This is a genomic window from Staphylococcus americanisciuri (assembly GCF_024814435.1).
Classification (GTDB): domain Bacteria; phylum Bacillota; class Bacilli; order Staphylococcales; family Staphylococcaceae; genus Staphylococcus; species Staphylococcus americanisciuri.
This window is the reverse complement of the sequence record NZ_JANUXY010000001.1, coordinates 397,691-422,091: the sequence shown is the minus strand read 5'-3', so window position 1 is coordinate 422,091 and position 24,401 is coordinate 397,691. Positions and strand designations below refer to the sequence as shown.

The following is a 24,401-nucleotide window of genomic DNA, read 5'->3' as shown; positions in this document are numbered from 1 at the left end:
TCTCCTTAAAGCGTACAGTCAACTTTTGATTGTGCGCTTTTTGTCATTATAGAAAAATGTATAGAACTTAGAGGAGGTACTACAGACGGTAAATATTATGGAGAACAGGCATCGTATTTTCTCAAAATTATTAATGGCTCTGTTTTATTCTATGATTTTCATGCTACAAGGAACCTATTAATTTTTAGGCATTCATCAATCAAATTATGTGTTATAAATAAAAATAATGAGGAAAACGGTTTCAATTATTCCATATTATGTTATACTCTTTGATATAAGTATAACACATTTTTAAGGAGTGCTTTTTAACATGACGACAAAGATTGCGATTAATGGATTAGGTCGTATTGGCCGTATGGTATTACGTATTGCTTTAAATAATGAGGATATCGAGGTGGTAGCAATTAATGCGAGTTACCCACCTGAAACAATAGCTCATCTTATTAAGTATGACACAACCCATGGATTATTCAATAAGACAGTTGAAGCAACAGAGAATGGCATTAAAGTAGATGGTAAAGACATTCAGCTTACTTCAGACCGAAATCCAGAAAATTTACCATGGAAAGATTTAGGAATCGATATTGTTGTAGAAGCAACTGGCAAGTTCAACCATGGTGACAAAGCAATTGCGCATATTAAAGCGGGCGCTAAAAAAGTTATATTAACAGGTCCATCAAAAGGTGGAGACGTTCAAACAATCGTGAAAGGTGTCAACGACGATGCGTTAGATGTTGAAAAGTACGACGTTTTCAGCAATGCATCATGCACAACTAACTGCTTAGCACCGATCGCTAAATTATTGAATGATGAATTTGGTATTGAGAATGGCTTGATGACAACAGTACATGCAGTGACAAATGATCAAAACAACCTAGATAATCCACATAAAGATTTACGTCGCGCACGTGCAGCATTCGAAAGTATTATTCCAACATCAACTGGTGCTGCAAAAGCACTTGCATTGGTTTTACCTGAATTAGAAGGTAAGTTACATGGCATGGCATTGCGTGTTCCAACTAAAAATGTGTCACTTGTAGACTTGGTTGTAGACTTAAAACAATCAGTGACAAAAGAACAAGTGAATGAATTGTTCCGACAAAACAACCTGGATGGTGTTGTTGAAACGGTTGATGTACCACTTGTATCAGATGACTTTATGACAAACCCACACTCAGCAATTGTTGATGCACCATCTACCATTGTTATGGGTGAAAAGAAAGTCAAAGTATTAGCATGGTACGATAACGAATGGGGTTACTCTAATCGTGTAGTAGATGTGCTACAATTGATTGCTAAAGGGATTGCATAATTAACGATATAACATAGGGCTGAACTTTGAATCTTGTATTCAGACGTTCAGTCTTTTTATTTTTATTTAAGAAGGATTTACGCGCTAAAGTAATGGTATGTAGAGAACGGTTGAGATATTAATAGAAAGACTATTCAAAGTGAGGAAAGTGTTGTAAAAGTCAGTAACTAGGTGGCGTGAAAATACGCTTTTCCACACTTACTCATCATGGATCAATGGAATCTTTTAGCAAATGAGATTCCATGCTACTCAAATCTTAATCGCTTTTATCGCAACCTTGTGCAGTTGCTTTTGTAAACACAATGTTTATAGTATAATAAAACAAAATTCGAATTGAGAAGGTGACAAAGTCGTGAAATGTCCAAAATGTAACCATACCCAATCTCGTGTTGTCGATTCAAGACATGCAGAAGATATGAATGCCATCAGAAGAAGACGTGAATGCGACCAGTGTGGCACACGTTTCACTACTTTTGAGCATATTGAGATGAGCCCTCTCATTGTTGTAAAAAAAGATGGTACGCGCGAACAGTTCAATCGTGAAAAAATTATTAATGGTTTGGTTCGCTCGTGTGAAAAAAGACCTGTCCGCTTCCAGCAATTGGAGGAGATTACGAATCAAGTTGAATGGCAGTTGCGAGAATCTGGGATTGCTGAAGTTTCGTCACGTGATGTAGGAGAACACGTGATGGATTTATTAATGCATGTTGATCAAGTATCATACGTACGTTTTGCTTCTGTGTATAGAGAGTTTAAAGATGTTGATCAGTTACTTGAGTCCATGCAAGATATTTTGAGAGAAAATAAGCGGAGTGAAGCTTGATGGCACTATCGATGCATCGTAATCAATTAAGCCCATATGATGGTTTTCATGTGGTGCGACAATTTCATAAGCAAGCCATTTATGATGAGATATTGAGTCGTCTATTTACACCGTTAATTGGTGCTGAATCGGTCGGTATATATCAATTCCTAGATCAGTTTAGTTCTTGTTCGTCAGAGGAGGGATTGACACATTATACACTAATGTCTGAGCTGAAGATGAATTTGATCAAGTTTCGAGAGCATATGGATTTATTAGAGGGGATCGGTTTGATAAGAACCTATGTTCGTCATGGGGAGCAAACGACTCAATTTGTTTATCAACTTTTACCACCTCCAAGTGCTCATGATTTCTTCAACGACCCTATGTTATCTATCTATTTTTATCAAGTGGTCGGACAGCAACGTTATCATCAACTCAAATCACATTTCATTATTCAGCAATATGATTTATCGGGATATATGGATGTTACTAAAAAGTTCACGGATGTTTTTAAGGTGCCAAAGCAATCTTTTCATTCAGCCGAAGAGGGACTTGCGGAAGTGACGTATCAAGGTGTCGATTTAACAGATGTATCATTCGACTTTGATTTATTAGCAGATATGTTACAAACGCATTATATTAGTAAGGAAGTATTGTCTGAACCAGCGCGAACACTCATTATTCAGTTGGCAACACTATATCGAATACCGCCGGACGAAATGAAGACGCTGATTTTAAAATCGCTTAACAGTGACCAAAGCTTGTCCATGCTAGACTTGCGTAAACAAGCGCAGTCTCACTTTTTGAATACACATCAACATTCATTACCTGCTTTGAAACAAGCAAAACCTGCTGAAACAATATCGTCAACAAAGTCTTCTGAGATAGAAGAGGTGGCGTTAGACAGTTGGGATGATTGGTATAATTTAATGGATAATATAAGTCCTGTTGTGATGTTGACGTCTTATGGTGGCTCAGAACCGCCATTGTATCAAAAACAAATGATAGAAGAATTGATGGAACGTGAAGGATTTAGTTTTGGCGTTATTAATGTATTATTGCAGTATGTCATGCAAAAAATTGATAATAACTTGCCTGAAAAATATGTCTATGCGGTTGCTTCGACGTGGAAGAAAAGCGGTGTAGTAGATGCAAAAAGTGCACACCAGAAAGCGATGGAAGTACAATACAATGAATCTCGTGCCCAAGACAATAAGTGGCAACCTAAACAACCACAGCGTTATCAAAATAGTTCTGTGTATGAAGAGAAACCGCGTTGGGTGACGCATCCAGAAGAGTTTGAATCAAAAGAAGAAGATCCTGAAGCGTTAGAGCGGGATGTAAATGCATTCTTGAATGAATTGAAAAAGAGTCGAGAGGCGGGTGACGAATCATGAAATCATTTAATCAAATTATGAAATCAAATGATGCGATTCAAAAACGTATCGAGAAAATAAAAAAACAAGTTGTCAATGATCCAGATGTCAAAGCGTTTTTAGAGACGCATCAATCAGAAGTGACGAACGACATGATTGATAATGATTTGAACGTGTTGCAAGAATATAAAGATCAGCAAAAACATTATGTAGATCATCATGCGTATGAAGACTGCCCGAACTTTGTCAAAGGGCATATTCCGGAATTATATATCGATCAGAAGCGTATCAAAATTCGCTACAAACCCTGTCCATGTAAGATTCGTCATGATGAGGAGCAACTGTCTCAAAGTATGATTACGTCATTCCATATGCATCCAGACACATTGAACGCTAAGTTGATAGATGTGAAATTTGATAGACGAAATCGTTTGGAACTCGCCAAGCAAATTAAACCTTTGATTGATGATATAGTGGCACAAAAATCAGTGAAAGGTTTATACTTATACGGTGAGTTTGGAACGGGGAAATCTTTTATTCTCGGTGCTATTGCGAACGAATTAAAAGAACGTCATGTACCGTCAACGATTATTTATGTGCCGGAATTTATTCGTTTGTTGAAAAATGGCTTTAAAGATGGATCGACAACAAAACGTATTGAACAAGTGCGCAATGCGAAAGTTCTTATACTGGATGACATTGGTGCGGAAGATATGACATCATGGGTACGTGATGAAGTGCTCGGACCGATTCTTCATTATCGCATGATTCAAGAAAAGCCAACCTTTTTCAGCTCTAATAAGGATTATAATGAGCTAGAAGAGCATCTGGCACGTACGAAAAATGGTGTAGAATGGACGAAAGCCAAACGTATTATGGAACGTGTGAAGACATTGACGAAGCCTTATAAATTAGAAGGCGAAAATTATAGAAACTATTGAAAAAATAAAAGTTAGCGTTATAATAGAGATAAATTAATCATGTTAAACAATTCGAGGACAAGATGTGATGTGTTAATTATACAGAAAGCTGCCGGTGATGAGAGTGCAGTTAATGCAGCATGACATTACTCCCTCTGATAAATAGTATTTGTAATGAATACTCGGCTCAAGACCGTTATCTTATGTAGAGATGTCACATATGATATGTGATGAATTTAGGGTGGTATCGCGAAACCTCGTCCCTTTGTTGGGATGGGGTTTTTTATATTTTGTGAGAATATCATTGCGATATGCCTAATAGTGATGGATAAAGGTCATAGCAGGCGCTTAACATGGTATAAGAAAATAGGAGGATAAACTATGGCACAAATTAATGTACGCTTTCCAGATGGCAATAGCAAGGCGTTTGACAAAGGGATTACAACTGAAGAAATTGCACAATCTATCAGCCCAGGTTTACGTAAAAAAGCAGTAGCAGGTAAATATAATGGTGAAATGGTCGACTTGACATGTCCGCTTGAAGTCGATGGTGATATTGAAATTGTAACGCCGGGTAGTGAAGAAGCGTTAGAAGTGTTACGTCATTCGACAGCGCATTTGATGGCACAAGCATTAAAGCGTCTGTACGGGGATGTGAAGTTTGGTGTAGGACCAGTCATTGAAGGTGGCTTCTACTATGACTTTGATATGCCAGAAAAAGTTTCAAGCGATGACTTTGAAAAAATTGAAAAAACGATGAAGCAAATCGTTGATGAAAATCATAAAATCGAACGTAAAGTTGTATCACGTGAAGAAGCGAAAGCATTTTTCAAAGATGATGAATATAAACTCGAATTAATCGATGCCATTCCAGAAGATGAAAATGTGACACTATACACACAAGGTGAATTTACTGACTTGTGTCGTGGTGTACATGTCCCATCAACAGCTAAAATTAAAGAATTTAAATTGTTATCAACAGCGGGTGCATACTGGCGTGGTGACAGCAATAACAAGATGCTACAACGCATATATGGTACAGCATTTTTTGATAAGAAAGACTTAAAAGCGCACTTGAAAATGTTAGAAGAGCGCAAAGAACGTGATCACCGTCGTATCGGCAAAGATATGGAACTCTTTACAAATAACCAACTCGTAGGTGCGGGTTTACCGTTATGGTTACCAAATGGTGCAACGATTCGTCGTGAAATTGAGCGTTATATTGTTGATAAAGAAGTGGCACTTGGTTATGACCATGTATATACACCAGTGTTAGCAAATGTTGAACTATACAAAACATCTGGCCACTGGGATCATTACCAAGATGATATGTTCCCAGCAATGCAATTAGATGCAGATGAAGCGATGGTATTACGTCCAATGAACTGTCCACACCATATGATGGTTTATGCGAACAAACCACACTCATATCGTGAATTGCCAATTCGTATTGCTGAACTTGGTACGATGCACCGTTATGAGGCGAGTGGTGCAGTATCAGGTTTACAGCGTGTTCGTGGTATGACTTTAAATGATGCACACATTTTCGTTCGTCCAGATCAAATCAAAGAAGAATTCAAACGTGTTGTAGAAATGATTTTGAATGTGTATGAAGATTTTGGCTTCAAAGATTATAAATTCCGCTTGAGCTATCGTGACCCAGAAGATAAAGAAAAATACTTCGATGATGATGATATGTGGAATAAAGCGGAATCTATGTTAAAAGAAGCGGTTGATGAATTTGGTTTAGAATATGAAGAAGCGATTGGCGAAGCGGCATTCTATGGGCCAAAGTTAGATGTTCAGGTTAAAACTGCAATGGGTAAAGAAGAAACGCTTTCAACAGCACAACTTGACTTCTTATTACCGAAAAAATTTGAGCTTTCATATACTGGTCAAGACGGTGAACATCACCAACCAGTCGTTATCCACCGTGGTGTCGTATCAACAATGGAACGTTTTGTTGCATTCTTAACTGAAGAAACAAAAGGTGCTTTCCCAACATGGCTAGCGCCGCAACAAGTTGAGATTATCCCAGTAAACGTTGACCTGCATTATGACTATGCACGTGAGATTCATGATACATTGAAATCACAAGGTGTACGTGTCAACATTGATGATCGAAATGAAAAAATGGGTTATAAAATTCGTGAAGCCCAAATGAAAAAAATCCCATATCAACTCGTTGTTGGGGATAAAGAAGTTGAAAACCATGAAGTAAACGTACGTCAATATGGTTCTAAAGATCAGGAGACAATGGAAGCTGAAGATTTCGTATGGCGCATAGTCGATGAAATTCGTCTAAAAAAGCAAAGATAGCATTGCAGAGAACAGTTTGATGCTGTATACTGTTATGTAATTCAAATAAATTATTCAATTTAGTTAGAGGTTGCATTTTTAATGAGTCGCTTGTCAGAAGCAGAGATGATGCGTATGTTGCACAAGCAAAAGGTAAAAATGCCGAAGTGAGTTATTGTCATCCCAATAACTTGTTGGGCTAGTTATCGAAAGAGACTAGACTGTCACAAACGTGATGTGCTACTTATTTGTTCTAGATAAAGTAAAGGTTACATCAACGTCGATGTAACCTTTATTTCGTTTATTTAGACGTACAGTTTTTTAGAATCACCTCTAAGTAATAGAAAGTGAGGAAAAATGAGTAACGAGAATTTAAAAACAGACAATGGTGTTCAACGCCATTTGAAGGATCGCCACATTTCAATGATTGCCATTGGTGGAGCGATTGGGACAGGTTTATTTATGACATCAGGAGGAGCAATTCACGATGCAGGTCCGCTCGGTGCATTATTAGGTTATGCCATTATTGGTATCATGGTGTTTTTCTTAATGACATCGCTAGGAGAGATGGCAACGTATTTACCCGTAACTGGGTCATTTAGTACCTATGCGACACGCTTTGTTGATCCATCTTTAGGTTTTGCATTAGGTTGGAACTATTGGTTTAACTGGGTAATAACAGTGGCGGCAGATGTAACGATTGCTGCACATGTCATTGAATACTGGGAGCCACTCCAATTTTTACCCGCTTGGTTGTGGAGTTGCATCTTTATGGCAATTATTTTTAGTTTAAATGCACTCTCTGTTCAAGTGTATGGTGAAAGTGAATATTGGTTCGCCTTTATCAAAGTGGCAACAGTGATTGTATTCATCATTGTAGGTTTACTGACAATTGTTGGCATTATGGGCGGCCCAGCAGTTGGTTTTGATGTCTTTACAAAAGGAGATGCACCGATATTAGGAGACGGTGCAGGTGGAAGTTTACTAGTTATATTTGGTGTGTTCTTAATCGCTGGTTTCTCTTTCCAAGGAACAGAACTTGTTGGTATTACAGCAGGGGAGTCGGAAAATCCTGAGCGTGCCGTACCAAAAGCAATCAAACAAGTTTTCTGGCGTATTTTATTGTTTTACATCTTTGCTATTTTTATTATCGGTATGTTAATTCCTTATGATCATCCAGCACTTATGGGTGGAGGGGAAGACATTGCGACATCTCCATTCACATTGGTTTTCAAGAATGCTGGATTAGCGTTTGCAGCATCGTTCATGAATGCAGTTATCTTAACGTCAGTATTATCTGCTGGTAACTCAGGCATGTATGCAAGTACGCGTATGCTATATTCAATGAGTCAGGACGGTCTTGCAGCGAAACCATTCAGCAGAACGAATAGAAATGGTACACCATGGATTTCGATGCTATCAACGGCACTTGTTGTTGTCTTCATTTTCATCATTCAACAAGTGAGTGGTAATGCTTATGAATATATTGTTGCTGCAAGTGGTTTAACAGGCTTCATTGCTTGGGTAGGGATTGCGATTAGCCATTATCGTTTCCGCAAAGCATTTGCCGCTCAGAATTACGATGTGTCTAAGTTGAAATATCAAGCCAAGTGGTTCCCGTTTGGACCGATTCTTGCGTTAGTACTATGTATCATTGTTATTATCGGTCAAGATGTTGAACTCGTCCAAGGCGGCGGCTTTGATCCGAAACGTTTCTTTATTACTTATATGGGTATTCCAGTATTTTTATTCTTCTTCTTGTATCACAAAATAAGATACAGAACGAAAATGATTCCATTGAACAAAGTAAATTTAAGTCAAGACGTTTCAATGGATGAAAAAAACTTTCATAAATATGTTGACTAATCAATGACGACTTGATATGATTATATCTGTTGAATACGAAACGGACCAAGTAGAAGCATCCCGCTTCTCACCTGTAGCGACGCATTAAGCAGTTGGCAGGTTAACGATATAAACATGTAAGTTTGTTCATGTTAGCGTTAGAAGCGGGGAATATATCCTCGCTTTTTTTTCGTGCTTGGACCATTCGTAAAATTTTTGGAGGTGTCAACCATAGCTAAGGATCAAACACAAGTAAACGAAAAGATTCGCGCTAGAGAGCTACGTGTTATCGGTCAAAATGGAGACCAACTTGGTATTAAGTCCAAGCAAGAAGCATTAGAAATGGCAGAACGACTTAACTTAGATGTCGTTGTCGTTGCTCCTAATGCGAAACCACCTGTTGCTCGTATTATGGATTACGGAAAATACAAGTTTGAGCAACAGAAAAAAGAAAAAGAAATGAAGAAGAAACAAAAAGTTATTAATGTTAAGGAAATTCGCTTGAGCCCAACAATTGAAGAACACGACTTCAATACGAAGCTTAAGAATGGTAGAAAGTTCTTAACAAAAGGTGACAAAGTTAAAGTTTCTATTCGTTTCAGAGGCCGTGCAATTACACACAAAGAAATCGGTCAACGCGTTTTAGAGAATTTTGCTGATGAATGCAAGGACATTGCAACAATTGAGCAAAAACCTAAAATGGAAGGTCGCCAAATGTTTCTTATGTTGGCCCCAATTAACGAAAAATAAACAATAACAGTAGGAGGAAATAATCATGCCTAAAATGAAAACTCACCGCGGAGCAGCGAAACGTGTTAAAAGAACTGGAAGTGGGAAATTAAAACGTTCTAGAGCTTATACTTCACACTTATTCGCTAATAAATCTACAAAACAAAAACGTAAGCTTCGCAAAGCAGCACTTGTTTCTAAGAGTGATGCAAAACGCGTAAGACAATTATTAACATACGTTAAATAATCATAAAATTAAACGAACGAATAGATAAACGTCTGAATATGCCAAAAGAGCATGTTAAAGAGATAACGAGGAGGAATTTATTATGCCACGTGTTAAAGGTGGAACAGTAACAAGAGCGCGTCGTAAAAAGACAATTAAATTAGCTAAAGGTTACTTCGGTGCGAAAAGCACTTTATATAAAGTAGCAAAACAACAAGTTATGAAGTCAGGTCAATATTCATTCCGTGACCGTCGTCAAAGAAAACGTGACTTCCGTAAATTATGGATTACACGTATCAATGCGGCTGCACGTCAACATGACATCAGCTACTCACGTTTAATGAACGGTTTAAAATTAGCTGGTATTGACATTAACCGTAAAATGCTTTCTGAAATTGCAATCGCTGACGAAAAAGCATTTGCTGAATTAGTAAGCAAAGCTAAAGAAGCTTTAAAATAATAACTTTATAGAGAGTTGGTTTGTTTATTTGATAGACAACCAGCTCTTTTTGTTTGTGAAAGTTTCGAATGCCGGTTACGATATGTCTAAATCCCACTAGCTTAAGTCAAAAGAATACTTTCTTATTTCACTTGGCTTGTCTACGTTAGATTTGGTACGATATGGATAATCGAGATATAAAGGAGTTTGCTATGTCTAAATTTGATGAACAAATTACAGTGGTTCCACGAGCGGTATTATTTGATAATGAACAAAATGCATTTAATGGTTTTATAGCATATAATGATGCAAGAAGTAAGGCGATTCTTAAGACGCTAGCACAATATGAGGTGAAACGACGTGGTGATATGGAGGAAGATCCATCATTTAAACAATTGATTTCATATTGTATTTTAGAAAATGAAGATGGAGAAATTCTCGTCTATCAGCGTTTAACAGGTGGTGGAGAATCACGTCTTCACGGACTTGCTTCTATTGGTGTCGGTGGTCATATGAATGATGTGCCAGGTGAAGATGATATCATGGCGATTATTGAAGAGAATGCTAGCCGCGAGTTATTGGAAGAAGTAGGGCTACCAGTAGAAGATACAGCCGGTTTGGAACATATTGGTTTTATAAATGATGACAACAATGAAGTTGGTCGCGTGCATATCGGCGTTGTTTTCAAGATAAAAGTACACAAAGAACAAGTTGAAGTGCGTGAAACAGATACGCTATCGATTCACTGGCAATCTGTCGAAACGATAAGTGATTTATCACAGTTTGAATCATGGAGTGCACTTATACTCGAACAATGGAATTAGGTGATACAAATGTCAGAGCTGATTCCCTTTCCTAAAACAAAAGAAAAGCTCGTCAATGATATTAAGCAAGCGGTAGCCCAATCACATTATGAACAAGCCTATGATGCTTTTATGACTTATGAAAAGTATTTTGAGTTAACGAATGAATTGGCTTTGTTAAAGTGTCATGTGTTATGGGAGTTAGCGGCGTTTTTGGAGTTGAGAGAAGAAACTCACATATTGATTAAACAAGAATTTCAACCACAAGATGACTTGATGATTTATCACTTACAAAGTCTGTATGCGTTGGAACAATATCAGACTGTAGTAAATATCATTGATAAAGTGTTTGAGAACAATGCAAGACAAGAGATGCGCATGGCATTATTACCTATCAAAGATCAAGCTCAGCGTCAATTGAAAGAACGACGGACAGAGATGCAGTCACAATTGCAGAAGTTTGAACAGTTGTCTAAACCAAGACAAATGGAACTGATACTATCTTTAATAGATGATGGGGCGGATCATTTCGCTAGTACAATTGCATATTTACTCGTTCAAAACAATGTAGGCGCTACGTTACAAAGTTTAATGCTTGAATATTTACGCTATGCTCGTTACAATCAAAGCATTCCGATACAGAAGTACGGAAGAAACATTGAAGTTATACCATCACAATTAATTGGTATGGAAGCGACACATTTTATCACAGTAATTACACCAAAGATTATTGATATGCTTGAAGTGCAGCATCCGTCACTTGTTCATGAAGCACTTACGCATTTGAATGCGCATAACATTGATTTGTACCCAATTGACATCACGGATATTGCAAGTGATCAAGCATGGATAGATACCTATATGTCGTATTTTGAAGATATGCTAGGTATTCCATCAACTTACGGTATAGATGAAGCTGTAGGGGATATGATTAATTTGATAAATAGATCTAAGTCTACTTGAAACGGGACTTAGCTATGTTATAATAAAGAAGTTGAAAAATTTTAAAAAGGATTTCATGGAGGTTTTTATACATGACAGCAACATGGGAAAAAAAAGAAGGTAATGAAGGGTTACTTCAAGTGACTGTACCTGCCAAAGAAGTTAACAATGCACTAGACAAAGCATTCAAAAAAGTAGTTAAAAATATTAATGTACCTGGATTCCGTAAAGGTAAAGTACCACGCCCAATTTTCGAACAACGTTTTGGTGTCGAAAGTTTATATCAAGAAGCTTTAGATATTTTATTACAACCAGCATATAGCAATGCAATTGATGAAACAGGGATTAACCCAGTTGCACAACCTGAAATTGACATTAAACAATTAGAAAAAGGTAAAGACTTAATCTTTGAAGCAACAGTAACAGTACAACCAGAAGTAGAACTTGGTGACTACAAAGGTCTTGAAATTGAAAAACAAGATACAACTGTAACAGATGATATGCTTGAAGATGCAATTAACCAACGTCTTGAAGCAATGGCTGACATGGTTGTTAAAGAAGACGGAGAAGTTGTAGAAGGTGACACTGTAAACCTTGATTTTGACGGTTACGTTGACGGAGAACAATTCGAAGGCGGACAAGCTGACGGATACGACTTGGAAGTAGGATCTGGTTCATTTATTCCAGGATTTGAAGAACAATTAGTAGGTCTAAAAGTAGGCGAAGAAAAAGACGTTGAAGTGACTTTCCCAGAAGCGTATCACGCAGCTGAATTAGCAGGTAAACCAGCGACATTCAAAGTAAAAATTAACGAAATCAAAGCTAAAGAAGTACCAACTTTAGATGATGAATTAGCAAGTGAATTAGATTCAGATGCTGAAAATGTAGATGCATATAAAGCAAACGTTCGCAAACAGTTAGAAGAAGCGAAAAAGAATGATGCTGAAAACCTACAAAAAGAAGAAGCAGTTATTAAAGCAACAGACAATGCAACAATTGATATTCCTGAAGCGATGATTCAATCTGAACAAGATCGCATGCTTCAAGAATTTGCACAAAATATGCAACAACAAGGTTTAGACTTGAAAACATACTTTGAAATTTCAGGTCAAGACGAAGCACAAGTTCGTGAACAAATGAAAGGCGATGCAGAACAACGTGTTAAAACGAACTTAACATTAGAAGCAATTGCAAATGCTGAAAACATCGAAGCAACAGATGAAGATGTAGATAATGAATTACAAAAAATGAGTGAGCAATTCAATATCTCAGTTGAAGATATTAAAAAGACATTAGGAAACTCTGATCTTATTAAAAATGATGTGCGCGTTAGAAAAGTAATCGACTTATTAGTATCAGAAGCTAAGTTAGTTGATGCGCCAAAAGATAGCGAATCAGATAAAGAAGCATAAGTTTTAGTTCATAACGAATGCTTTTAGATGATAAGACAATGCTGGCAACAGGTTTGAGTATGTAAAGTGTTCAATCTTGCCAGGGCGGGATAAAGAAATCTAATGATGTCATAGGTTTCTATCCCGCTTTCATTGTTTTATGCAAAAAACTTGAAAGTAGGTATGTTTGCATAATAAAATGCTTTCTAGTATAGTCTTAAAGGATAGGGGTGTAATACAGTATGTTTAAATTCAATGAAGACGAAGAAAACTTAAAGTGTTCTTTCTGTGGTAAAGACCAAGATCAAGTTAAAAAATTAGTAGCTGGTAGTGGTGTTTATATTTGTAATGAATGTATTGAATTGTGTTCGGAAATTGTAGAAGAAGAACTCAGTCAAGCAGAAACAGAAGAATTCACTGAGTTACCAACACCAAAAGAAATTATGGACGAATTGAATAATTATGTTATCGGTCAAGAGAAAGCAAAAAAATCTTTAGCTGTGGCTGTGTACAATCACTATAAACGTATTAACCAACTCGGTCCTAAAGATGATGATGTTGAACTTCAAAAAAGTAATGTCGCACTGATTGGTCCTACGGGAAGTGGTAAGACATTATTAGCACAAACACTTGCACGTACGTTGAATGTACCATTTGCGATTGCAGATGCGACAAGTTTAACAGAAGCAGGCTATGTGGGTGAAGATGTTGAGAATATTTTATTGCGTTTAATTCAAGCGGCAGACTTTGATATTGATAAAGCTGAAAAAGGCATTATCTATGTCGATGAGATTGATAAAATCGCACGTAAATCAGAAAATACATCGATTACACGTGATGTATCAGGTGAAGGTGTACAGCAAGCGTTATTAAAAATCCTTGAGGGTACGACAGCAAGTGTACCGCCACAAGGTGGACGTAAACATCCGAACCAAGAGTTTATCCAAATTGATACAACAAACATCTTATTTATCTTAGGTGGGGCATTTGACGGTATTGAAGAAGTTATCAAACGTCGTTTAGGTGAAAAAGTCATCGGTTTTGCGAGCAGTGAAGCTTCAAAATATGATGATGCAAGTTTGTTAGAACATATTCGTCCAGAAGATTTACAATCGTACGGTTTAATTCCTGAATTTATTGGACGTGTACCGATTGTCGCAAATCTTGAAACGTTAGATATTGCAGCGCTAAAAAATATTTTAACGCAACCCAAAAATGCTTTAGTGAAGCAATATACAAAAATGTTAGAGTTGGATGATGTAGCATTAGAATTTACGGATGAGGCATTATCAGCAATTAGTGAAAAAGCAATTGAGCGTAAAACAGGTGCACGTGGCTTGCGCTCTATTATTGAAGAAGCGCTTATTGACATTATGTTTGATATTCCTTCAACTGAAAATGTATCGAAGGTTGTTATCACAAAAGAGACAATTATCAATGAGACAGCACCAGAACTTTATGATCAAGAAGGTCAATTGCTGAATAACACGAAAACATCTGCATAATAGATGAAAAGCTTAAGATGCTGTATTTTGCACGTCTTAGGCTTTTTTGTTGAGCATTTTGAGGTACTTGCTAAAAGCGCCCAAACAAGCAGTCAGTGATTGGTAGTGCATTTTATCTCAGCAAGCGATAAAATGAAATTATGTAACATCTATTTAAGAAAGGGAGAAAACGCATGAAGATTAACCCAAATCATGTTGAGCTCATCATTAGTGCGGTTAAAAAGGAGCAGTATCCTGAGATGGGATTGCCAGAAGTAGCACTTAGTGGTCGATCAAACGTTGGTAAGTCGACATTTATTAATAGTATGATTGGACGTAAGAATATGGCGAGAACGTCTCAACAACCAGGTAAAACACAAACGCTTAACTTTTATAACATTGACGAACAATTGATTTTTGTCGATGTGCCGGGCTATGGTTATGCGAAAGTAAGTAAAAAACAACGTGAAGCATTTGGCAAAATGATTGAGATGTATTTAACAACGAGAGAAGCGTTGAAACTTGTTATTCAATTGGTCGATTTAAGACATCCGCCGACAGAAGATGATATTTTAATGTACGATTACTTAAAGCATTTTGAAATTCCAACGCTTATTGTAGCAACTAAAGAAGACAAGGTACCAAAAGGAAAAGTTCAAAAACATATTAAACGTATTAAACAAGATTTAGATATGGATCGCAATGATCAGATTATCAGTTATTCTTCACTTTCTAAAAATAAACAACCTGAAATTTGGGCGACAATTGATGCTTTTATTACAGCTGAAGATAGTGAATAAAGGAATATTTGACTAAATTATAGACAGTAATAACGATTATCAATGGAATCGTGTTTTAAAGGAATTTGTGTGGATTCTTTCTATGTTATAATGATTTTATTGTAGTTTATGGGGGGACATGATCATGTATTTTATTGCAGTGAGTGTGAATCATCGAACAGCTGATGTGACATTGCGTGAAAAACTCACATTTCAAGATACAGATATGATGCGTGTACATGAGACATTATTTGAAACAAAATCAATCTTAGAAAATGTCATTTTATCAACATGTAATAGAACGGAAGTCTATGCGATTGTTGATCAAATTCACACGGGTCGTTATTATATTCAACGTTTTTTGGCGAGACAATTTAATTTTGAGGTAGATGAGATTAAAGCCATCACTGATGTAAAAATGGGTGATGAGGCGATAGAACATTTATTCAGAGTAATCACTGGCTTGGATTCTATTGTATTAGGTGAAACACAAATTTTAGGGCAAATGCGTGATGCTTTTTTAACGGCACAAGCGGCACAAACGACTGGAACAATTTTTAATAAATTGTTCAAACAAGCAATTACATTTAGCAAGAAAGCGCATCATGAAACGGATATTGCAGATAACGCGATTAGTGTGTCATATGCTGCTGTAGAACTTGCGAAAAAGATGTTTGGTAAGCTGCATAAAAAACGTGCGCTTGTGATTGGTGCTGGAGAAATGGGAGAACTTTCTGTGTTGAACTTGAAAGGTGCAGGTGTCACGGATATTACGGTGTTAAATCGTACTACGTCGCGTGCAGAGGCATTGGCAATGAAGCATCAGACTCATGCAGCGCCAATGTCAGCCTTACCAGAGCTGTTAACACAAGTCGACATTGTCATCAGTTCAACGAGCTCTGATAGCTTTATCATTACCAAAGAAATGCTGGAGATGCGTCAAGCGGTTACTAAAAAGACATCACAAATTATGCTCGTCGATATTGCAGTTCCGCGCGATATTGAGCCATTTGAATCAAATGATATGGAAGTCTTTATCTATGATGTGGATGATCTTAAAGGTTTGGTGGATGCCAATATAAGAGAACGTCGTTTGGCGGCAGAAGCTATTGCAGAACGTATTCCTGCTGAGATAGATAAACATAATGAATGGGTACGTATGTTAGGTGTCGTGCCAGTTATTCGAGCGCTCCGTGAGCAAGCAATGACGATTCAACAAGAGACCATGACGAGCATTAATCGTAAATTGCCACATCTGTCGGAACGTGAACGCAAGGTTATTTCTAAGCATACCAAAAGTATCATTAATCAAATGCTCAAACAGCCTATTAAACAAGCGAAAGAAATTAGTGATGATCATCATGCTGCTGCAAAATTACAGCTATTCCAAGAAATTTTTGACTTAGATGTAGATGTGAATTATCGACAAGAAGCTGTAGAGCATAAAAAACGTATTTTAAAGCAACGATTGTTGGGGATTGAATCTTAAAGCTAGGTGATGCCAATGATAGAAGATTTTCTGGTTCGATTTCATGAAGCGATTGCGTTATTATATTTTATATGTGTCATATGTTTGACCATCGATTTAGTTCAAAAAAATTATCGCCTTCAAAATATCGGTTTTTACGTTTTAGGGATTGTTTGGGTACTTCAAACAGTCTCTTTAACTATGTATGTTATATGGCGTGGACAGTTGCCATTAACATCTATTATTGAAAGTTTTTATGTCTTAACGTGGCTGATATTAACTTTTACTTTTGTGTGTGCTGTTTTCCGAATGTCAGATATGATGATTGTTTTGTTAAGTATGCTTGGCTTTATTTTTATGCTCATTCATACCTTTCACCCCAATCAATTTAACTTCCAAGGGGCACATTTATCTGTCATCAATGAGTTACTGATTGCACACATTTCTTTAGCACTGTTAAGCTATGTCATTTTTGCTGTTGCATTTGTGAATGCGATATTGTATCTCATCCAATATCGCAATTTGCGCTTGAAGCGTTTTAATCAAAATTACTTTAGAATTAGCAGTGTGGGGAACCTGGAAAAAACAGTTTTTTACTGTACATTAGTAGGCGTGATTACTTTATTTGTCAGTGTTGTTTTAGGCTTGCAATGGGGGCTTTATACCGTGGGCATACATATTTTTTATGATGCTAAAGTCGTTTCATCATTTTTTATTATTTTAAGCTATATTGCTTATTTGACGATGAGAATTACACAGAGGTTTAAGCAGCAGTTTTTAATTTATGTTAATATGATGTTGTTTTTATGTTGTATGATTAATCTGATTGTCATTACGCAACTTTCGTCATTCCATCAGTGGACAGGCGTATAATGTATTATTCATGGTGTTATTTAACTGTTCACGTATATAATCATAGACAACCCCCGCTTTAAACCGAAAAAATATTCAAATGTGAATGAAACAGACAGAGATTTAAATGCAAGTTTAAACACAGCAATATCAAAAGAATACGTATTGCTTACGTAAGGAAAGGGAGTAGTGTTACTAAAATAAAAGCAACTTACTAAAATGGCAAGCATTAAAAAACGGTAGCTATATCGAAATAAATGCTTTTGGAGTAGACAAGAACTTGTTGCTGCATGGCAATCTCCACGCTGAATAAGTACACATTTTAGTATGGTTTTAGGAGCATGTTCGTTGTATGCGTAAACTTGTAGTGGGCTCAAGAAGAAGTCAACTCGCTTTGACACAGAGTCGCCAATTTATTGAACGCCTCAAAGCAGTTCAACCGGATTTGGAAATTGAAATTAAAGAAATCGTCACGAAAGGCGACCAAATCGTGGATCGTCAGTTATCTAAAGTTGGTGGTAAAGGACTATTCGTGAAAGAGATACAAAACGAACTTTTCAGTAAAGAAATTGATATGGCCATTCATTCGCTTAAAGATGTACCAAGCGTATTACCAGACGGCTTAACACTCGGTTGTATTCCTGACCGTGAAAATCCATACGATGCATATATTGCTAAAAATCATGTCGCACTGAATGACTTACCAGATGGTAGCATCATTGGTACGAGTTCTTTAAGACGTGGTGCGCAAATTTTAGCACAATACCCAAATTTAGAAATTAAATGGATACGTGGTAATATTGATACACGTTTAAAGAAATTACATGATGAAGACTATGATGCAATTATTTTGGCAGCGGCAGGTCTCAAGCGTATGGGTTGGTCAGAAGATATCGTCACACAATATTTAGACGACAGCCTATTAATACCGGCTATTGGTCAAGGTGCTTTAGGGATTGAATGTCGTGCAGATGACAAGGAGTTGCTAGATCTTTTAGCAAAGGTGCATAATTCAGAAGTAGCGGATTGTGTCACAGCAGAACGTACATTTTTGAAAGAAATGGATGGTAGTTGCCAAGTGCCAATTGGTGGTCATGCAGTCATTGGGGAAGACGCACAAATTCACTTTACGGGTTTAATTATGTCACCAGATGGTAAGCAACGCTTTCAGCATACGGCGTCGGGAACTGATCCGGTTGCTGTAGGACAAATTGTTAGTGAAACACTTAAACAACAAGGTGCATACAAGATTATTGAAGCATTGAGTGATACGCATTAACAAGGAGTGTTTATTATGAAGCCAACTGTCATTATGACGCAGACGCTTGCATATCATTATGATCAAATCAATGTATGTCACATACCACTTTTATCAACAGTTGCATGTCCATTTGATCAAAAGGTACTGGATAATGCATATGACTGGCTTATATTCTCATCACAAAATGCGGTTGCGTATTTTCAGCAATATTTACCGAATGTTCGTGTAAAACATATTGCAGCAATTGGTAAGAAGACAGCACAATTTTGTGAGCAACAAGGTATCCGAGTAGACTTTGTTCCAGATGACTTTTCACAAGAAGGGTTCCTTGCTCAGTTTGAAGCAGAGACAAATGCGACTATCTTGTTACCATCAAGTGCACAAGCAAGACCTAAACTTGCAAATGAACTTTCACAGCGTGGCTATAGCGTAACGAAAGTGAATTTGTACGATGTTGAGGCGAATAAAGTCGCTGTGAATCGAGTGTATGAAATGCTCGTTACACAACAAGCCGATGCCATTACTTTTGCAAGTTCTTCTGCAGTATGTGCTCTGTTTGATAGGCATCCAGATATTGATTTTGATGCATTATATGTCATCGGTGTACCCACACAAAAGACGTTATCTGATTACGGGTATCAAGGTATTGTAGCTGACAAACAAACCCTTGATGCGATGATTGACAAAATTTTAGAAAAGAGGTTCTAATTTATGACATTTGATAGACATAGACGATTACGTTCTTCAAAAACGATGAGAAGCATGGTACGGGAAACACACGTGAGAAAAGAAGATTTAATCTATCCTATCTTTGTAGTAGAACGAGATGATGTAAAAGAAGAAATTAAATCACTACCGGGTATTTACCAAATCAGCTTGAATTTGCTACATGAAGAAATTCGAGCAGCATATGACCTAGGTATTCGTGCGATGATGTTTTTCGGTATTCCAAATGACAAAGATGCGTGTGGCACAGGGGCATTTGTCGATGAGGGCGTCATTCAACGTGCGACAAAAATTGCTAAATCAATGTATGATGATTTGTTGATTTTAGCAGACACATGTCTATGTGAGTATACAGATCATGGTCACTGTGGTGTGATTGATGAGCATACGCATGATGTAGATAATGATGAATCGTTACCTTTACTAGTGAAAACTGCTGTTTCTCAAGCCAGAGCTGGTGCAGATATTATTGCACCGAGCAACATGATGGATGGCTTTGTTGCAGCGATTCGTCAAGGATTAGATGAGGCAGGCTTCCAAAACATTCCAATTATGAGCTATGGTATTAAATATGCATCGAGCTTTTATGGGCCATTTCGTGATGCAGCGGAATCAGCACCATCATTTGGTGATCGTAAAACATACCAAATGGATCCAGCGAACCGTTTAGAAGCATTGCGTGAATTAGAAAGTGACTTGGCAGAAGGTGCAGATATGATGATTGTAAAACCTGCATTAAGCTATCTCGATATTATTCGTGATGTGCGCAATAACACTAATATTCCAATCGTTGCGTATAATGTCAGTGGTGAATATAGCATGACAAAAGCAGCTGCACAAAATGGTTGGATTGATGAAGAACGCATTGTTATGGAACAAATGATTTCTATGAAGCGTGCGGGTGCAGATATGATTATCACATATTTCGCTAAAGATATTTGTCGTTATTTAGATCAGTAATAATAATAGGAGGCGATTGCGTTGCGTTATAATAAATCAATTAAAGCATTTGAAAAAGCAGAACAATTAATGCCAGGTGGGGTAAACAGTCCTGTCCGTGCTTTTAAAGCTGTCGATACACCCGCTATTTTTATGGAGAGTGGGAATGGCAGTCGTATCTATGATATTGATGGAAATGAATATATTGACTATGTATTGAGTTGGGGCCCACTGATTTTAGGACACCGCAATGAACGTGTGATTAACGAATTGCATGACGTGTTGGGGCGTGGCACAAGTTTCGGTGCATCAACACTTGAAGAAAATCGCTTGGCAGAACTTGTTATTGAGCGCGTGCCTTCTATTGAAAAAGTACGCATGGTTTCCTCAGGGACTGAAGCAACGTTAGATACTTTAAGATTAGCGCGTGGCTACACTGGGAAAAATAAAATTATTAAGTTTGAAGGGAATTATCACGGACATAGTGATTCGCTTTTGATTAAAGCAGGTTCTGGTGTCGCAACATTAGGCTTACCAGATTCGCCAGGTGTGCCAGAAGGAATTGCCAAAAATACGATTACAGTGCCTTATAATAATTTAGAAGCTGTGCGTTATGCATTTGAACGATTTGGTGATGACATTGCGGCAGTTATTGTTGAACCAGTTGCAGGAAACATGGGTGTTGTGCCACCAATTAATAATTTCTTACAAGGCTTAAGAGATATCACTAAAGAAAATGATGCATTGCTTATTTTTGATGAAGTGATGACTGGCTTCCGTGTTGGTTACAACTGTGCACAAGGCTACTTTGATGTGACGCCAGACTTAACATGTCTTGGTAAAGTAATCGGTGGTGGTCTACCTGTAGGAGCATTTGGTGGCAGAAAAGAAATTATGGATCGCATTGCACCAAGTGGCGATATCTACCAAGCCGGCACGTTATCAGGGAACCCGCTTGCTATGACAAGTGGTTATTGGACATTAAGCCAATTAACACCTGAAAGTTATGAGTACTTTAATGAGTTGGGCGATATGTTAGAAATGGGCTTGAAAGAAGTGTTTGCGAAACATAACGTGCCATTGACAGTGAATCGTGCGGGCTCTATGATTGGATTCTTTATCAATGAAGGTCCTGTTACAAATTTTGAAGAAGCCAATCGTTCTGATTTGAAATTATTTGGTGAAATGTATCGCGAATTAACAGAACAAGGTATCTTTTTACCACCTTCACAATTTGAAGGCATGTTCTTATCAACGGAGCATACGAAAGAAGATATTGAGAAGACCATTGCAGCTTTTGATGTTGCTTTAGGTAGAGTTACATCTAAATAAAGATATTGTATGACCATGTAAATCGCCGTGTTAAGCTGAAAAAGCACTATTATCACGACATTTACATGGTATTTTTATGGCTGTTCAGCTTTTGTGGTGGAAAGATGATAATGATAAGTACCTTGTTTTATTTATCATATAGTTCCAGCTAAGTTGAAATAATGGTCTTCATTTAGCGTACAGTCCATGATGATTGTGCGCTTTTGCATGCTAAAAAGAAAAAGACAGAATGGCTAATTCATGCCTTCTCACCACAAAAGGGGAATAACTTGTGAAAGTCCGTTACAGGCTTGGTAGTAGGAACTGTTAGCGCAAGACAAAGGTATCCATTGCGAAGTGGAATCTGAAGGAAGTCGTAGTAACAAGCATCATTTTTACTAAATACAGATGATATATTAATAAATATTTGCTTAGTTATGACATCTGAATCAATTATAGCTAAACGATATTACAAACATTTTTGTTGTAGTACCGTTTTATTTATTTGAGTATACGTAATTCATTTCTTTTATTTTAGCTATGAATGTTTGATAAGATGAAAATAATTACATAGGCAATGATGGTTACGAGGGGTGGGGTTTGATGCGAAATCAGAATGCGATCAATAATTTGCTTGTGTTAAGTATTACGATAATATGTGGGTGGATATTATGGCAGTGTCACATCATTTTGCCGTGGATGTTCGGCCCAATCATAGGCAGCTTTATTGTCGTAAAACTGTTAAAAAGAGATGTGAAATGGCCGTCATGGCTCAGTGATCTGGGATTAATGATGCTCGGTGTCCAAATCGGTAGTAGCTTTACACGGCAAGTCATTATTGATATTCAAAGTCACTGGTTATCGATTGTCATTGTTAACGTTCTGACTTTGTTGTTAGCACTTATCGTGTCTTATGGTTTTCGTAAAATTGCAGGTGTTAATGAAGAAACGGCAGTACTTAGCGTCATACCTGGTGCCTTGAGTCAAATGTTGGTGATGGCAGAAGAAAATAAACGCGCAAATTTACTCATCGTAAGTCTTACGCAAACGTCACGCATTATTTTTGTCGTTATTTTAGTGCCAATTCTTGCATTTTTGTTTCAAGGAGAGCCAGAAAAGCAAACAGATATTGTGAAATCTCCATTATTGACTGAGACCTTGCATATTGAGCATATTGCAGTGCTCGTCGTAGGAATTGCAGTAGTGTATAGCATAATGAAAAAAATCAATTTCCCTACTAAAATGTTGCTTGCACCAATTGTTGTGCTGATTATTTGGAATTTATCAACTGAACGTGTCTTTACGTTAGATGCTCCGATAATAGCAACTGCACAGGTTATCTATATGGTGCGTGTAGGTGTTCAAATTGCACATTTAACAAATCAATTGAAAGGGCGCATAGCATTGGCAATTGCGTTTCAAAATATTTTGTTAATCGCGGGAACATTACTCATGGTGTGGTGTCTACAATATTTGAATCACATTCCGCTCAATACAATGTTTTTAGGTGCTGCACCGGGCGGAATGGCTCAAATTGTACTTGTCGCATTAGATACGGGCGCTGACGTAGCGATTGTATCGTCGTTCCATATATTCCGGATTTTCTTTATTTTAATGCTGATTGCACCATTGATTGATGTATATTTTAAATACCGATCGAGAAAGATTGATATACATTCTTAAAGTATTTAATGTCTATTTGGACAGTCAATCAAGTGTGCATTGTAGAGCCCGGCTGCTTCCATAAATGAAAAAATCGTTACAGGACCAATAAATTTAAAACCATAGCGCTTTAAAGATTTAGACATTTCTTTTGCTGTATCATTGACTGTTATGCGTTCCTCTGGTGTTCGATATTGAAAATCAATAGGTGAGCCACCAACAAATGCCCATAAAAAGTCACTAAAACTCCCATGTTCGCGTTCAATTTTGATGTAGCCACGTGCTTGTGCAACGATAGCTGCTAATTTTTGACGGTGGTGAATAATGTTCGGAAAGTCTAATAAACGATTGATATCTTCCTCAGTCATTTTTGCAATTTTATATGGATCGAAATGGTAAAAAGCTTCACGATAAAAGCCTCCTTTTTCTTTAAAATGGTTAGCCAAGATAAGCCGGCATGTTGAGATTCAAGGGCGAGTAATTCAAAAAGTGCTTGCGAATCATAGAGAGGTTTACCCCAAAATTTATCATGATATTGGATATAAAGTGGATCGGTTGTCCCGAATGCACATGGATTCATTTCATCAACTCCTATATTGACTTCAAAGATAATTCATTATACTATATTGTTAAACAGAATATTAATTTTTGGGAAGAGTAGGTTGAAAAATTATTCAAGAGAGTGCATGGATGGTGTGAATGCATATAAGTTTTAACTGAAGGTAGCCCACTTGTTCTCTAGCTGAATTCAGTAGGTTAGAGCGTGTCATGAGCGTTAATCATATGAGTGCAATAGTTAACAATTATCTATTGAATATAGGTGGTACCACGGA

At 37.2% G+C, this 24,401-nt stretch carries 21 protein-coding genes, 1 pseudogene, 1 riboswitch and 2 other annotated features (1 of these 25 cut by a window edge); of the genes and pseudogenes, 21 read left to right on the top strand and 1 reads right to left on the bottom strand.

Annotated features, from left to right (window positions below):
- Nucleotides 1-310 precede the first annotated feature (310 nt).
- The 21 genes from NXS11_RS02035 to NXS11_RS01935 all read left to right on the top strand — a co-directional run bounded on the left by NXS11_RS02035 (nucleotide 311) and on the right by NXS11_RS01935 (nucleotide 23,589).
- Nucleotides 311-1,312: a glyceraldehyde-3-phosphate dehydrogenase gene (locus NXS11_RS02035; RefSeq protein WP_259198231.1), complete on the top strand. Its 1,002-nt coding sequence runs from the start codon at nucleotides 311-313 to the stop codon at nucleotides 1,310-1,312.
- Nucleotides 1,313-1,664: 352 nt separating this feature from the next.
- A complete protein-coding gene (gene nrdR, locus NXS11_RS02030) occupies nucleotides 1,665-2,135 on the top strand; it encodes a transcriptional regulator NrdR (protein ID WP_259198230.1) in 471 nt (156 codons plus the stop codon).
- Complete coding sequence (gene dnaB, locus NXS11_RS02025) at nucleotides 2,135-3,514, top strand: replicative helicase loading/DNA remodeling protein DnaB (RefSeq protein WP_259198229.1); 1,380 nt, start codon at nucleotides 2,135-2,137, stop codon at nucleotides 3,512-3,514. Before nrdR ends, dnaB begins: the two co-directional genes overlap by 1 nt.
- Nucleotides 3,511-4,434: a primosomal protein DnaI gene (gene dnaI, locus NXS11_RS02020; RefSeq protein WP_259198228.1), complete on the top strand. Its 924-nt coding sequence runs from the start codon at nucleotides 3,511-3,513 to the stop codon at nucleotides 4,432-4,434. The genes dnaB and dnaI overlap by 4 nt, the downstream gene beginning before the upstream one ends.
- Nucleotides 4,435-4,794: 360 nt before the next feature.
- Nucleotides 4,795-6,732, top strand: coding sequence for a threonine--tRNA ligase (gene thrS, locus NXS11_RS02015; RefSeq protein WP_259198227.1), 1,938 nt, complete (start codon nucleotides 4,795-4,797; stop codon nucleotides 6,730-6,732).
- A gap of 56 nt (nucleotides 6,733-6,788) precedes the next feature.
- Nucleotides 6,789-6,962: riboswitch (Lysine riboswitch) on the top strand.
- A 106-nt stretch (nucleotides 6,963-7,068) separates the two neighbouring features.
- Entirely contained in the window at nucleotides 7,069-8,577 is a 1,509-nt protein-coding gene (locus NXS11_RS02010; protein ID WP_259198225.1) for an amino acid permease, read from the top strand.
- 41 nt (nucleotides 8,578-8,618) lie between these two features.
- Nucleotides 8,619-8,753, top strand: a sequence feature (ribosomal protein L20 leader region).
- Between the two features lie 25 nt (nucleotides 8,754-8,778).
- On the top strand, nucleotides 8,779-9,306 hold the full coding sequence (gene infC / locus NXS11_RS02005; protein WP_259198283.1) for a translation initiation factor IF-3: 528 nt from the start codon (nucleotides 8,779-8,781) through the stop codon (nucleotides 9,304-9,306).
- A gap of 25 nt (nucleotides 9,307-9,331) precedes the next feature.
- Entirely contained in the window at nucleotides 9,332-9,532 is a 201-nt protein-coding gene (gene rpmI, locus NXS11_RS02000) for a 50S ribosomal protein L35 (protein ID WP_044361466.1), read from the top strand.
- Between the two features lie 82 nt (nucleotides 9,533-9,614).
- Nucleotides 9,615-9,971 (top strand): 50S ribosomal protein L20, encoded by a 357-nt coding sequence (gene rplT / locus NXS11_RS01995; RefSeq protein ID WP_259198220.1) that lies wholly within the window; start codon nucleotides 9,615-9,617, stop codon nucleotides 9,969-9,971.
- Between the two features lie 191 nt (nucleotides 9,972-10,162).
- The gene (locus tag NXS11_RS01990) at nucleotides 10,163-10,774 is read left to right on the top strand and encodes an NUDIX domain-containing protein (RefSeq protein WP_259198218.1); all 612 of its coding nucleotides are present in this window, start codon (nucleotides 10,163-10,165) and stop codon (nucleotides 10,772-10,774) included.
- 9 nt (nucleotides 10,775-10,783) lie between these two features.
- The gene (locus NXS11_RS01985; protein ID WP_259198217.1) at nucleotides 10,784-11,716 is read left to right on the top strand and encodes a hypothetical protein; all 933 of its coding nucleotides are present in this window, start codon (nucleotides 10,784-10,786) and stop codon (nucleotides 11,714-11,716) included.
- A 71-nt stretch (nucleotides 11,717-11,787) separates the two neighbouring features.
- Nucleotides 11,788-13,107, top strand: coding sequence for a trigger factor (gene tig, locus NXS11_RS01980; RefSeq protein WP_259198216.1), 1,320 nt, complete (start codon nucleotides 11,788-11,790; stop codon nucleotides 13,105-13,107).
- Nucleotides 13,108-13,328: 221 nt separating this feature from the next.
- Nucleotides 13,329-14,591, top strand: coding sequence for an ATP-dependent Clp protease ATP-binding subunit ClpX (clpX, locus tag NXS11_RS01975; protein ID WP_259198213.1), 1,263 nt, complete (start codon nucleotides 13,329-13,331; stop codon nucleotides 14,589-14,591).
- Nucleotides 14,592-14,764: 173 nt separating this feature from the next.
- Nucleotides 14,765-15,370 (top strand): ribosome biogenesis GTP-binding protein YihA/YsxC, encoded by a 606-nt coding sequence (gene yihA, locus NXS11_RS01970; RefSeq protein ID WP_259198211.1) that lies wholly within the window; start codon nucleotides 14,765-14,767, stop codon nucleotides 15,368-15,370.
- 124 nt (nucleotides 15,371-15,494) lie between these two features.
- Nucleotides 15,495-16,838 carry a glutamyl-tRNA reductase gene (gene hemA / locus NXS11_RS01965; RefSeq protein WP_259198209.1) on the top strand — a complete coding sequence of 448 codons (1,344 nt, stop codon included), beginning with the start codon at nucleotides 15,495-15,497 and terminating at the stop codon, nucleotides 16,836-16,838.
- A 15-nt stretch (nucleotides 16,839-16,853) separates the two neighbouring features.
- The gene (ccsA, locus tag NXS11_RS01960; protein WP_259198208.1) at nucleotides 16,854-17,690 is read left to right on the top strand and encodes a cytochrome c biogenesis protein CcsA; all 837 of its coding nucleotides are present in this window, start codon (nucleotides 16,854-16,856) and stop codon (nucleotides 17,688-17,690) included.
- 331 nt (nucleotides 17,691-18,021) lie between these two features.
- Nucleotides 18,022-18,948: a hydroxymethylbilane synthase gene (hemC, locus tag NXS11_RS01955; protein ID WP_259198207.1), complete on the top strand. Its 927-nt coding sequence runs from the start codon at nucleotides 18,022-18,024 to the stop codon at nucleotides 18,946-18,948.
- 15 nt (nucleotides 18,949-18,963) lie between these two features.
- Nucleotides 18,964-19,638, top strand: a complete 675-nt coding sequence (locus NXS11_RS01950; protein ID WP_259198206.1) for a uroporphyrinogen-III synthase — start codon at nucleotides 18,964-18,966, stop codon at nucleotides 19,636-19,638.
- Between the two features lie 3 nt (nucleotides 19,639-19,641).
- Complete coding sequence (gene hemB, locus NXS11_RS01945; RefSeq protein WP_259198205.1) at nucleotides 19,642-20,616, top strand: porphobilinogen synthase; 975 nt, start codon at nucleotides 19,642-19,644, stop codon at nucleotides 20,614-20,616.
- 21 nt (nucleotides 20,617-20,637) lie between these two features.
- Complete coding sequence (hemL, locus tag NXS11_RS01940; RefSeq protein ID WP_259198204.1) at nucleotides 20,638-21,927, top strand: glutamate-1-semialdehyde 2,1-aminomutase; 1,290 nt, start codon at nucleotides 20,638-20,640, stop codon at nucleotides 21,925-21,927.
- 582 nt (nucleotides 21,928-22,509) lie between these two features.
- Nucleotides 22,510-23,589 carry an AbrB family transcriptional regulator gene (locus NXS11_RS01935; RefSeq protein ID WP_259198203.1) on the top strand — a complete coding sequence of 360 codons (1,080 nt, stop codon included), beginning with the start codon at nucleotides 22,510-22,512 and terminating at the stop codon, nucleotides 23,587-23,589.
- Nucleotides 23,590-23,594: 5 nt separating this feature from the next.
- On the opposite strand, the pseudogene NXS11_RS01930 reads toward NXS11_RS01935, so the two are convergent.
- A pseudogene (locus tag NXS11_RS01930) lies at nucleotides 23,595-24,148 on the bottom strand (DNA-3-methyladenine glycosylase I).
- A gap of 55 nt (nucleotides 24,149-24,203) precedes the next feature.
- Nucleotides 24,204-24,401 (top strand) — a binding site (T-box leader) (it continues 15 nt past the right edge of the window).